An 11864-nucleotide genomic window follows, 5' to 3' on the forward strand; every position below is an offset into this window, starting at 1 on the left:
AGCGGAACGGAGACGGCGTTATGTCGCAATTAGTTAATGAAACCTTGATGGTCAAAGAGACGGTCGAGGCAGCGCAAAGCGCAGTGCGTCCTTTACTCGAAATCAAACATTTATCCAAATCCTTTACCGGCGTTCAAGCCCTGAATGATGTGTCTCTAGAGATTCAACAAGGAGAAATTCGTGCCTTGCTTGGCGAAAATGGCGCGGGTAAATCCACTCTGATTAAAGTTTTGACAGGTGTTTATCCTCGGGACAACGGTGAGATCCTATTAGATGGCTCGCTAATTAGCGCATCGGATAGCGGTCATGCTCAGCGTTTAGGTATCAGTACGGTTTATCAAGAAGTAAACCTTATTCCTACTATGTCGGTGATGGAAAATCTGACATTACAACACCAAGAAAAAACCTTTGGTTTGATCAGTTGGAAGAAAGCTGAAATCCGCGCGAGGGAATTATTGGCGCAAGTAGGCTTAGACATAGATCCATTACGTCAGCTAGATACTTACTCTATTGCGATTCAGCAATTAGTTGCTATTGCCCGTGCGTTAAGTACTCAGGCAAAGATGTTGATTTTAGATGAGCCAACGGCCAGTTTAGACAGTGACGAGATTAAGCAGTTGTTTAATCTGATGGCACGACTGAAATCCGAAGGCTTAGGCATTATCTTCGTAACTCACTTTTTAGATCAGGTTTATAGCATTACCGATAGCATCACTGTTCTACGCAATGGGGAGTGCATTGGCACCTTCAAAACCGCTGAGCTATCGCGCTCTGATTTGGTCAGTCACATGGTGGGCAAGTCTCTAGAAGATTTAGCGCCAACCGCTCACGATCATTCTATTAAACGCGAACGTACGGAGCTGCTGCAACTGAATAATGTCGGCAAACAGCGTTATCTTCAGCCGTTGGATTTGAATATTGCGGCTGGGGAAATTGTCGGTGTGGCGGGCTTGTTAGGCTCTGGTCGTACTGAATTGTGTGAGTTGGCCTATGGTTCAGTAAAACCAGATCAAGGCGAGGTGACGCTAAGTAATCATTCACTGACTAAATCGTCTTTGCGTCGGGCGATTCAGGTTGGTATGGGCTATTGCCCAGAAGATCGCAAGCAAGATGGGATAGTGGCGGAGTTGAGTGTTAGGGAAAATATGATCCTTGCGCTGCAAGCGAGCAAAGGTTGGTGGTCGCCTATTTCTATGGCCGAGCAACAAAAGCTAGTAGAAGAAATGATTCAGCGTTTGGCAATAAAAACACCTGATATGGATAAACCCATTGGCGAGTTAAGTGGTGGTAACCAACAGAAGGTTATCCTTGCTCGCTGGTTGATTACGCATCCTGCCTTGTTGATCTTAGACGAGCCAACACGGGGCATTGATATCGGTGCTCATCATGAAATCATTCAAATTATTAAAGAGTTGTGTGAGCAAGGGATGGGGTTATTAGTCGCGTCTTCTGAACTGGAAGAGCTGGTGATGTTTGCTCATCGCGTGGTGGTAATGAAAGATCATCATAAGGTATCTGAACTTCATGGAGATGAGGTTTCAGAGCAGGCTATATTACGCACCATTGCGAGCTAGTCATTTTTTTACGTTTTCAAAGTAGCTGTTCATATGAAAAAAAATAACTTTCTGCATAAGCATCAAAAAACGCTCGCGCCTTTGTTGTCCCTTGTACTGATCATTTTGATTACGGCATCTGTGACACCGGGGTTTCTGAGCATTCGAATGGTAGATGGGCACCTATTTGGTAGCTTGTTGGACATTCTTCATCGTGCAACGCCAACGGCTTTAGTGGCTTTGGGTATGGCGGTAGTCATTGGTACTCGCGGTATTGATTTGTCCGTGGGAGCCGTGATTGCAATTTCCGGCGCGGTGACGGCAGTGTTAACAGTCAACACCGATTGGCCTGTTTGGGTAGTGATTTTATGTGCTTTAGGCACAGGTATGCTGTGCGGTTTATGGAATGGCATTTTGGTGTCCGTGTTTAATATCCAGCCGATTGTTGCCACGTTAATCTTAATGGTGGCAGGGCGTGGTATTGCGCAGATGATTACGGAAGGACAAATTGTCACTTTCCATTCAGATGTATTGGATGCCATTGGTAATGGCTATTTCTTGGCATTTCCTATTCGCGTGTGGATTGCGATAGGCATGATTGTCTTAACCGTATTGGTGATGCGTAAAACTGCGCTGGGCTTATTTATAGAAGCGGTTGGGGCGAACGTGCGAGCCAGCCGTTTGGTGGGCATCGAAGCGCGTTTATTGGTGTTGTCTGCTTATGTTTTTTCGGGCCTTTGTGCTGCCATGAGCGGCATTATCCTTGCGGCGGATATTCGCGGTGCTGATGCTAACAATGCCGGATTATGGTTGGAACTGGATGCGATTCTAGCTGTGGTGTTAGCTGGGGCTTCATTGGCTGGTGGACGCATTTATTTGTTGCTGACGATTGTTGGCGTGTTGATTATTCAAACCTTAACCACGGCCATTCTGACCAGTGGCCTACCTGCTCAATATAATTTGGTGGTGAAAGCGACCATTATCTTAGCCGTGTTGTTGGTTCAATCGCCTAAGACTCGCCAGTGGTTGTCTGACTTTTTTATGAAAAAGAAGCATGCAGAAAATAGTCGTACTGGTAACCCTGATATCGGTAAAGGGAGCATAGAGCCATGATTAATGAACGTAATTTGCCTATATTGGCAACGCTATTGGTTTTTATCCTCTTGTATGGTTTTGGCATGTATGAATACAAGGGATTTCGTGACACCTTGGTATTCTCAAACTTGTTGACGGACAACGCGTTTTTGATCATCACTGCGATTGGTATGACGTTCGTCATTCTGTCGGGAGGAATTGATTTATCGGTTGGGTCGATGATTGCATTTATCGGTGTCTTGATGGCTTATCTGATTACCAGCACCGGCATGCATCCTTTGTTTGCCATTGGTATTGCTTTGGTCGTTGGGGTGGCTTTTGGCGCGATAATGGGCGTTATCATTGCGTTTTTTGAGATTCAGGCGTTTATCGTTACTTTAGCTGGGATGTTTTTATTTCGTGGTTTAGCGTATTTGATCAACCTAGATGCGGTGCCGATAGATCACCCGTTTATTACGGGCTTGTACGATATTTACGTGCCGTTACCTGGGCGTGGAGGGCTGACCTTTATTGCCATGGCGATGCTGGTATTACTGGCGTTGGGCATATTACTCGCTCGAAGAACGCGGTTTGGTATGAGTGTGTATGCGCTGGGTGGAGACAGTCATTCTGCGGCCTTGCTAGGTGTGCCGGTGAAAAAGACCATTATTAAAATCTATGCGCTAAGCGGATTTTACAGTGCTATGTCTGGGGTGATCTTTGCGATATATACAGGCTCGGCTTATCCACTTGCAGCAGTTGGTGTTGAGTTAGATGCGATCGCTGCGGTGGTGATTGGCGGAACGTTATTAACGGGCGGTGTGGGTTATGTGTTTGGTACTTTCTTGGGGGGAATGATCCAAGGCATTATTCAAACGTTAATTACCTTTGATGGTTCGTTAAATAGCTGGTGGACCAAGTTGGCCGTAGGTGGCTTGTTGTTGTTCTTTATCTTGCTGCAAAAAGGCATTGTGGTTTGGGTGAAGAAACGCTCGGCGGCTTAGGGTTTTACACTTAGCTTGCTAGTGTAATCAGGCGCAAAAAAACCAGTACGTTTGATGTACTGGTTTTTTTTGACCTATTTTGGTGCGTTTTCTAGAAGGTTACGCTTCAGTAGGGTCTTGGTAAATGTTTTTGTAGCAGTAGTTAGTTGCTTCAACGAAGCCATCAACGCTACCACAGTCAAAACGTTTGCCTTTGAATTTATACGCTAATACACAACCCTCTTGAGCTTGTTGCAAGATAGCATCAGTGATTTGCACTTCGCCATTACGGCCGGCTGGCGTGCTGCGAATTTTGTCAAAAATATCGGGTGTTAGAATGTAACGGCCGATAATAGCAAGATTCGATGGAGCGTCTTCTTTTGCTGGTTTCTCTACCATGTCGGTAACACGGTAAAGACCGTCCATCATGGATTCACCTTTAATAACACCGTATTTGTGTACTTCGTCTTCAGGTACTTCTTCGATAGCCACAATTGTGCAACGGAATTGGTTATACAGTTTAACCATTTGTGCCATTACGCCATCATCTTCTCCGAAGCAAAGATCGTCCGCTAGTACCACGCCAAAGGCTTCGTCGCCAATCAGAGGTTCGCCCGTTAGGATGGCATGGCCTAGACCTAACATGTTGTTTTGACGAGTAAAAGAGAAGTTAACGTTGTCGATTAGGTGACGTATACCGTCTAGGTATTTTTCTTTGTTTGTGCCAGCGATTTGGTGTTCTAATTCGTAGCTGATATCGAAATGATCGGCAATAGCGCGTTTACCACGGCCAGTTACGAAGGTGACATTGTCCAGACCCGCTTTTACTGCTTCTTCGACACCGTATTGAACCAAAGGCTTGTTTACAATAGGAAGCATTTCTTTTGGCATAGATTTAGTGGCAGGCAAAAAACGGGTGCCATAACCGGCAACAGGGAACAGACATTTGCGAATCATAAATTTTCCTTAAAAAATGGCGTTAATCTTTGTTTAATGGCTGGCTAACATTATACCGCATAGTCAGCCTGTTTCGTTTCAGTGGTGACTCTATTTTAAAGCTTCTTGTGTGACGCTTTTTATCACCTTAGTTAATCGATCTAATACAGGTGAGTTGAGTTTGTACCAATGCCAGTAAAGAGGCAAGGCTAGGCGCGTGTTTGGCAGCAAGGATACCAGTTTCTTGCTTTTTATTTTCTGTTTGATTTGAATACTAGGAATTAAAGCACAGACTGTGCCACCCATTACCAGTTCAACAAAACCATGGGAAGAGGGGTACCAATGACTGTGACTAATATCGGTTTCGACTTGTAGGCATTCATTTTGATATCGCGCCCAAAGTTCATCATGTTCGTCGTAAATCAAAGACGGCGATTTTAAAACGGCTTCGGCGCTAAGGTCTCCTTTCAGGTGTTCTTCTATAAAGCTGTGTGTGGCGACCAGTTCATAGTGCATGTAACCAAGAAAGATTGAATCCCCACCGGCCACTGGCGTACCAATTTGACTGACACAAGCCACGACTTCGCCTGTCTGTAGTAGCGCACGAGTGTTGGCTTGGTCAGCGGCTTTAATATGTAATTTGTTGGAATCTGTTGCCGAGAATTGGCTCACTACGTCGGCAAACCAAGTCGCGAGCACATCGTTGTTGACCGCAATGCTTATTGGTTGAGTAGATTGATTGCCTTGTATTGCTTCTTGTAAACCTTCCTCTAGCATGGCGACTTTATTGAAATGCGCGAGTAGTTGTTCTCCAAGTGGTGTGGCAACGACAGGCCGAGCTCTAATCAGTAAAGGGCGACCACATTCTTGTTCTAAGCGTTTGATATTTTGTGACACCGCTGATTGTGTCAAATGAAGGTATTCTGCGGCTTTGTCAAAGCTCTGGAATTTCAAGACAGCGTGAAGCGAGGATAACGCTTTATAATCCATCATAACTTTATCTAATGCAGCTTTAGTTTAATTAATTTTAATTTAATGGTTGCCTTGCGTAAGATCAAGCCACTTTAAAGAGCGCAGAGAAATTGGAGAAAGTTTGTGTTGGCATTTTTAAGTGGTGCGATTACAGGTGGTGGGTTAATTGTCGCGGTTGGTGCGCAGAATAGTTTTTTATTGGAGCAGGCATTAAAGCGACATTATGCCTTTCCAATCGCGCTGATGTTTATATTAAGTGATGCGATTTCCATTGCACTTGGCGCATTTGGTTTAGGCTTAATCTTGCAAAGTCATGATTGGTTGTTGTCGGTATCTCGTTGGGCGGGCGTGGCATTTTTAGTGTGGTTTGCCTTTGGTAAATGGCGTGCATCTTTTCAGGAAGAGCATTTGATTCTGGAACAATACAGTCAGCGTTTGGCCTTTTTTCCATTGGTAATGATGGGGGTTGCGGTGACGTGGCTGAACCCACATTTCTATTTAGATACCATGATTTTGATGGGTAGCTTGGCGAACCAGTGGCAGGGCGCAAAGTGGGCGTTTGTGTTTGGCGGTGTGTGTGCGTCTGTGGTGTGGTTTTTGTCTTTGGCTTTCGTCGGAAAACTGTGTGCCAAGTGGCTAGAAAAAGCGGCTTTCTGGCGTTGGTTTAATCGTGTGAATGCTATCTTGATTTGGAGTATTGCGCTTAAAATTGCAACACAGCCCTTATCGTAAAAGGGCTGTGTTGATTATCGCCAGTTATGGAATAGGCTAAAGTTTGATTTCAACCTCGTGAGAGGTTTCTTCTGTCACTGTTGAAGAATCTGCTTCAACTAACATTTCCGCTGTAGCAACAGATGAAACGGTCAATGCCACTGGGATTTGATCCCCTTGCTCTTCGATGATCATCGCTGGCTGATGCTTGATTCGATACACAGCAAACAATGCCACGGAGATATTTAAACCGGCAACGAACCAGAACAAAGCATCTATGCGCATGGTGTCCATTAGGGCTGCTGCAACCAGAGGCCCCAACATACCGCCAATACCATTCAGCAGTATCATGCCGCTACTGGCAGAGAGAATTTGTTCTGGGCGAAGTTGGTCATTCATATGAGAGGAAGCCAGCGAGTACATTGGAAAAGTAAATGCGCCCACTGCAAACATACCAACCATCATTAATATTTGATTATTCATTGTGCCTCCGAGCGGCACAATGAAGGCGGCGAGTGCACCCACTACACCAACCCAAAGGATAGTGACGCGACGGTCTTGGCGGTCAGATAATTTACCAATAGGCCATTGCAGCAACATGCCGCCCACATAACTTGCACCAATGAAAAACGAAATTTCAGCAATGTTCATGCCGATACTTTTTGCATAGAGTGCCCCCAGACCCAATAAAGCCCCAGAGGTTGCCCCTGCAATGGTGACACCGGTGACACCAAGAGGTGCGGTTTTGATTAACCCTAGAATGTTGAGCTTTTCTGGTACGTTGATGGTTGGAGAAGGTGTACGAACTAATAATAGAGGTACCACTGCCAAGGAGATTAATACAGACGTCAAAATGAACAAGCCGTAGCCACTAGGCGAGGACAAGTTCAATAAGAACTGACTGATGGTTTGGCTTGCCCAGATTTCGATAATATAAATTGAGAATAATCGACCACGAGTTTTATTGGTGGCAATGTCGTTTAACCAGCTTTCAGTCACAATAAAGAGACCCGCGTAACACAAGCCTGTGCCCATTCGCATCAGCATCCAGAACCATGGGTTTACTACCATGGATTGCATTAAGATAGTAACGGATGCTAATGAAGCCACTGCGGCAAATACACGAATATGGCCAACATTTTTGACCCAATTCGGCACTAAAAGGGAGCCCAAAATAAACCCAAGGTAATACGCGGACATGATTAAACCTGTCGCGGTAGTATTAAACCCCTCAATCGATGCTCTAATACCAATGAGTGAGCTTTGCAAAGCACTTGCCATAGTCAGTACGGCAATGCCTATGAGTAGACTCCAAATTGGAATCAGGGTTTGCTTTAACATTCAGTGTCCTTTACAAGTTTTAGCTGGCAATAAAAAGTTTAATAATACGCTGGATTGATCATTATTTCGGCTGACTATACCGACAGAATTTGTGAATGCAATCACTAATCTGAGACTTAAAGGATAGCAGGTGACAACGTTTGTTTGTGATGTAATGCGCCCGTTTATTTTAATACCATTGAGTCGTTCGAGTTAAGATGCAAACAACATACCTCTTTGGCGATATGCGTTTATTTGAGCGGTTTAAATAAGAAAGGCTAGGTGCTTTCACCTAGCCTTTTCAAGTTTGCAGTACGTCACGTTGATCTTAGCTCAGGTGCTCTATTAAGCCGCGTCTTCTTCGCGTCCAAAATGTTTACCAAGTAGCGCATGGTAAAAATTATGATCGTTGAGAATGCCGATGCATTGACCAGCTTCTTCCAATACTAACAAGTGATTGGATTGGTAACGGATCTCGACAGCATCACGCATGGCGATGTCAGCTGGCACGATAAACACTGTGTGATCAGGCACATTGGCAAGGATGGTTTCTGGTGTCCATCTTGCGGTTGGGATTTCACCTTTTGATCCTTGTATTGATACCAATTTACCATTTTCTAGTGTCATCGAGATATCATCACTGATGATGATTTGACCATCTTTTACGGCCAAATCTGCCAACGGCGTCATTAATGATTCTCCGCGCAGTACGTTTAGCGGGTTGGTGTGAGCAACGAATTTTTCTACGTACTCGGTAGCGGGGTTTAAGACAATTTGCTCTGGAGTGTCTTCCTGAATGATTCTGGCTGATTCCATAATGGCAATCTTAGAACCAATCTTTAAGGCTTCATCTAGATCATGGCTCACAAAAATGATGGTTTTATTGAGTCGTTTTTGCAGCTCGATAAGCTCGTCTTGCAGCTGAGAACGTATCAGTGGGTCAAGTGCTGAAAAGGGCTCATCCATTAGCAATACATCTGTGTCCATGACAAAGGCTCTTGCTAAACCCACTCGCTGGCGCATGCCCCCAGAAAGCTCATCGGGTTTTTTATCTGCCCATTTATCTAGGCTTACCATTTTGAGTTGTTCACGTGCTTTTACAAGTCGCTCTGCTTTTGGCATTCCTTGCATTTCTAGACCAAAAGCAACATTTTCGAGCACGGTCAGCCAGGGCATTAGCGCAAAACTTTGAAATACCATGGAGACTCTGTGCGTTCTCATATGACGAAGCTTAGCTTCATCGCATTTGGCCATATCGACCATTTTGTCGCCATCTCTTACAAGGCAACGACCACGGGCGATTTTATTTAAGCCATTGACAGCACGCAGTAGGGTAGATTTACCTGACCCTGATAACCCCATCAAGACACAGATTTCACCTTCATTCACTTCTATGTTGGCGTTTTGTACGCCAACAACGTCGCCAGTCATTCCTAGAATCTCATCACGGGAGTGACCTTTATCCATCAATGGGAGTGTTTTTGCTTTATTGTCACCGAAGACGATGTCTACGTTTTCAATTGTTACAACAGCCATAAATTACCCCTCGTTCTTAGATGATGGCGACTTACAAATACGGTCTAGCATGATGGCAACCAATACAATGGCGACACCTGCCTCAAAGCCTTGGGAAATGTTTACCGTGTTGAGTGCTCTGACAACTGGTTTACCTAAACCATCTGCTCCGACCAAGGCAGCAACCACCACCATAGAGAGTGACAGCATAATACATTGGGTTACGCCAGCCATGATACTTGGCATAGCTGCCGGTAGTTCAACTTTGTAAAGCAGCTTTGATTTGGTACAGCCAAACGCCAAACCCGCTTCAATTAGCTCATTAGGAACCTTGCTGACACCTAGATAGGTCAAGCGAATGGGGGCGGCTATAGCGAATATAATGGTCGATATCAATCCTGGGACATAACCCAAGCCGAAAAGAATCAATGTCGGGATCAGGTAAACAAAGGTTGGGATTGTCTGCATTAAATCCAGTATTGGACGTAAAATGGTGTACAACCAAGGCCGATGAGCTGCCGCAATGCCAATAGGGACACCAACTAGAACACTCATTGCGGTTGCGGAAATAACCAATACTAAGGTTTGTATGGTTTCGATCCAGTAGCCCATATTTATGATGAGTAATAGGGATAAGGCAACGAAAATGATTAAGCTGATACTGCGATGGAGGAACCAAACACCGACTAGAATGATGGCAATCACTGCGAGAGGATGAAGGTAATCAATCGCATCAACCATGCTAACAATCATGGTTTCTAGGGTGAGAGAGACAAGGTCAAAAAACACGGAAGCCGCACTCACTAGCCAGTCGACAAAGTTTTCCATCCAAGCGCCAAGAGGGATTTTATTATCCGTCAGCCAATTCATATGTGTGTTCTCCCGATAGATTAATGACGCATTCTTAGTCGTGTGTGACTAAGAATGCGATGTGATGCAAATGATGTATTACAGGCCTAGATGGGACTTCACAGCGCTAAGGCCGTTATCACCAGAGGCAGTAGTGACACCTTTGAGCCAATTATCGAGAACGTCAGGATTGGCTTTTAACCATTCTTTTGCGGCGATATTCGGTTTTTTACCGTCGTCTAAGATGGCACCCATGATTTCGTTTTCCATAGGTAAAGAAAAGGTGAGATTGGAAATAAGTTTGCCGACATTCGGGCATTCTTGAATGAAGCCTTTACGAATGTTGGTATGAACATTTGCACCGCCAAAGTCGGGGCCAAAGTAATCATCGCCACCCGATAAGTATTCCATTTTGAAGTTGGCATTCATTGGGTGCGGTGCCCAACCTAGGAAGGCAATCCATTTGTTACGACGAGTGTTTCGGTTTACCTGAGAAAGCATGCCCGCTTCACTTGATTCAACCAGTTGGAAGTCACCCAAACCAAAAGCGTTAGAATCGATCATATCTTGGATGATACGGTTGCCATCGTTACCTGGTTCAATGCCGTAAATGCGCCCAGAAAACTCTTTTCGGTGTTTGGCGATGTCTGAAAAATCTGTCACACCAGCGTCAAAAGCGTCTTTGCTTACTGCTAGCGTGTATTTAGCGCCGACTAGGTTGGGACCAAGGTCCTCAACCGTGCCAGCTTTAAGGTAAGGTTCGATATCGGCTTGCATGGTAGGCATCCAGTTGCCAAGGAAGACATCAATGTCACCGTTTGCGAGAGATGTATAGGTAACAGGGACCGATAATAGTTGAGTTTTCGCTTTGTAACCTAAGCCTTCGACGATTTCACTGGTTACTGCCGTTGTCGCAGTAATGTCTGTCCAGCCCACATCTGAAAAGCGAACGGTAGAACACTCTGCGGCCATTGTCAGCCCTGAAACACCAGCCATACTAATCGCGATAGCGGTCTTTTTTGCTTTATTTAACATAACCTTACCCTCTTTCTATTGAACTCAAAATCAATGAGCGAATACAGTGCTAGATCTCAACACTGAGCGTGAACTCCTAAAACGTTTGCAGCGAATAAATGAAGGCTGCTTAAAATGTATGATGTAAATATAGGTACTAAGGTGTTTTAGTGATGACTTTTAAACACCAAATCCAAATAATTCTGTATTTGTTCTGAGGCTTGTTTTTTATTAATTCCGCCTGCGAGCGAGCCCCTTAACCACATGCCGTCAATTAATGCGGCCACTGTGAGGGCGATGTTTCGTGCTTCTTGTAAATCAAATTCTTCTTTTAGTACGCACACAAGCGAGGTGTTTAACCGCTTTGAATAAACGTTTTGCAATCGATATAAAGAAGGTGTGTGCATTGCAGAGGCCCAAAACCCCATCCAAGCTTTCACAACTTGAGGATGAGTCTGAGACTGACTAAAACTGGCTTTCACAATCGCCATGACTTTATGTTTTGCTGACTTGTTTTTTGTTTTTGTTATTTCTACTGATAACCCGTCAAAAAATTCGCGGATTAAGCTTTTCATGGTGGCTTCATACAACCCATCTTTACCACCAAAGTAGTGATTAATGATGGCGGGTGAGACACCTGCTTTTTTGCCGATAACACTGACTGTCGCTCCCGCAAAACCATGTTTATCTATGGCTTTTATTGCGGCCTCGATAAGCTGAGGTTTTCGTATTTCAGGCATTCCAACTTTTGGCATTCGGGATCCTTTTTTATTAAACAGCCGTTTAATGAAAACTATACTAGGCTGATTGTGCAATTTAGGTCAACCCTTGACAAATCTAAAACTTAGTACTCTAATCAATTTAAAGGTTTGATTTTAAAAGGTTTTTAGCCGTTTAAAATTTTTTTAATCTTTTTTTTAGAGCGATTGTGTCGGTT

At 44.4% G+C, this 11864-nt stretch carries 11 protein-coding genes; 4 read left to right on the plus strand and 7 right to left on the minus strand.

Annotated features, from left to right (window positions below):
* Positions 1 to 20: 20 nt before the first annotated feature.
* From C1X04_RS04195 to yjfF, 3 genes are read left to right on the plus strand one after another with little or no spacing between them, the layout of a single operon-like run.
* Positions 21 to 1574 (plus strand): sugar ABC transporter ATP-binding protein, encoded by a 1554-nt coding sequence (locus C1X04_RS04195; protein WP_175404893.1) that lies wholly within the window; start codon positions 21 to 23, stop codon positions 1572 to 1574.
* Between the two features lie 33 nt (positions 1575 to 1607).
* A complete protein-coding gene (locus tag C1X04_RS04200; protein WP_137169247.1) occupies positions 1608 to 2666 on the plus strand; it encodes an ABC transporter permease in 1059 nt (352 codons plus the stop codon).
* Positions 2663 to 3631, plus strand: coding sequence for a galactofuranose ABC transporter, permease protein YjfF (gene yjfF, locus C1X04_RS04205; protein ID WP_110575375.1), 969 nt, complete (start codon positions 2663 to 2665; stop codon positions 3629 to 3631). Before C1X04_RS04200 ends, yjfF begins: the two co-directional genes overlap by 4 nt.
* Positions 3632 to 3730: 99 nt before the next feature.
* On the opposite strand, the gene galU is transcribed toward yjfF, so the two are convergent.
* Positions 3731 to 4567, minus strand: a complete 837-nt coding sequence (galU, locus tag C1X04_RS04210; protein ID WP_110575377.1) for a UTP--glucose-1-phosphate uridylyltransferase GalU — start codon at positions 4565 to 4567, stop codon at positions 3731 to 3733.
* A 90-nt stretch (positions 4568 to 4657) separates the two neighbouring features.
* Complete coding sequence (locus tag C1X04_RS04215) at positions 4658 to 5539, minus strand: ArgP/LysG family DNA-binding transcriptional regulator (protein ID WP_137169248.1); 882 nt, start codon at positions 5537 to 5539, stop codon at positions 4658 to 4660.
* A 102-nt stretch (positions 5540 to 5641) separates the two neighbouring features.
* On the opposite strand from C1X04_RS04215, the gene C1X04_RS04220 reads away from it, so the two are divergent.
* Entirely contained in the window at positions 5642 to 6250 is a 609-nt protein-coding gene (locus C1X04_RS04220) for a LysE/ArgO family amino acid transporter (RefSeq protein WP_137169249.1), read from the plus strand.
* A 36-nt stretch (positions 6251 to 6286) separates the two neighbouring features.
* On the opposite strand, the gene C1X04_RS04225 is transcribed toward C1X04_RS04220, so the two are convergent.
* The 5 genes from C1X04_RS04225 to betI all read right to left on the minus strand — a co-directional run bounded on the left by C1X04_RS04225 (position 6287) and on the right by betI (position 11682).
* Positions 6287 to 7570 (minus strand): MFS transporter, encoded by a 1284-nt coding sequence (locus C1X04_RS04225; RefSeq protein WP_137169250.1) that lies wholly within the window; start codon positions 7568 to 7570, stop codon positions 6287 to 6289.
* Positions 7571 to 7894: 324 nt separating this feature from the next.
* Positions 7895 to 9085: a choline ABC transporter ATP-binding protein gene (gene choV / locus C1X04_RS04230; protein WP_110575385.1), complete on the minus strand. Its 1191-nt coding sequence runs from the start codon at positions 9083 to 9085 to the stop codon at positions 7895 to 7897.
* A gap of 3 nt (positions 9086 to 9088) precedes the next feature.
* Complete coding sequence (choW, locus tag C1X04_RS04235) at positions 9089 to 9934, minus strand: choline ABC transporter permease subunit (protein ID WP_110575387.1); 846 nt, start codon at positions 9932 to 9934, stop codon at positions 9089 to 9091.
* Positions 9935 to 10012: 78 nt separating this feature from the next.
* Positions 10013 to 10948, minus strand: a complete 936-nt coding sequence (locus C1X04_RS04240; RefSeq protein ID WP_137169251.1) for a choline ABC transporter substrate-binding protein — start codon at positions 10946 to 10948, stop codon at positions 10013 to 10015.
* Positions 10949 to 11094: 146 nt separating this feature from the next.
* Positions 11095 to 11682 carry a transcriptional regulator BetI gene (gene betI / locus C1X04_RS04245; protein ID WP_110575391.1) on the minus strand — a complete coding sequence of 196 codons (588 nt, stop codon included), beginning with the start codon at positions 11680 to 11682 and terminating at the stop codon, positions 11095 to 11097.
* Between the last annotated feature and the right edge of the window lie 182 nt (positions 11683 to 11864).

Origin of the sequence: Marinomonas sp. FW-1 (assembly GCF_005222245.1) — a bacterium.
Lineage (GTDB): Bacteria > Pseudomonadota > Gammaproteobacteria > Pseudomonadales > Marinomonadaceae > Marinomonas > Marinomonas alcarazii.

Coding starts and splice junctions, on each gene's coding strand:
- galU (WP_110575377.1), bottom strand. CDS start 4,567: ATGATTCGCAAATGTCTGTTCCCTGTTGCCGGTTATGGCACCCGTTTT.
- betI (WP_110575391.1), bottom strand. CDS start 11,682: ATGCCAAAAGTTGGAATGCCTGAAATACGAAAACCTCAGCTTATCGAG.
- C1X04_RS04215 (WP_137169248.1), bottom strand. CDS start 5,539: ATGATGGATTATAAAGCGTTATCCTCGCTTCACGCTGTCTTGAAATTC.
- C1X04_RS04200 (WP_137169247.1), top strand. CDS start 1,608: ATGAAAAAAAATAACTTTCTGCATAAGCATCAAAAAACGCTCGCGCCT.
- C1X04_RS04240 (WP_137169251.1), bottom strand. CDS start 10,948: ATGTTAAATAAAGCAAAAAAGACCGCTATCGCGATTAGTATGGCTGGT.
- choV (WP_110575385.1), bottom strand. CDS start 9,085: ATGGCTGTTGTAACAATTGAAAACGTAGACATCGTCTTCGGTGACAAT.
- yjfF (WP_110575375.1), top strand. CDS start 2,663: ATGATTAATGAACGTAATTTGCCTATATTGGCAACGCTATTGGTTTTT.
- choW (WP_110575387.1), bottom strand. CDS start 9,934: ATGAATTGGCTGACGGATAATAAAATCCCTCTTGGCGCTTGGATGGAA.
- C1X04_RS04225 (WP_137169250.1), bottom strand. CDS start 7,570: ATGTTAAAGCAAACCCTGATTCCAATTTGGAGTCTACTCATAGGCATT.
- C1X04_RS04195 (WP_175404893.1), top strand. CDS start 21: ATGTCGCAATTAGTTAATGAAACCTTGATGGTCAAAGAGACGGTCGAG.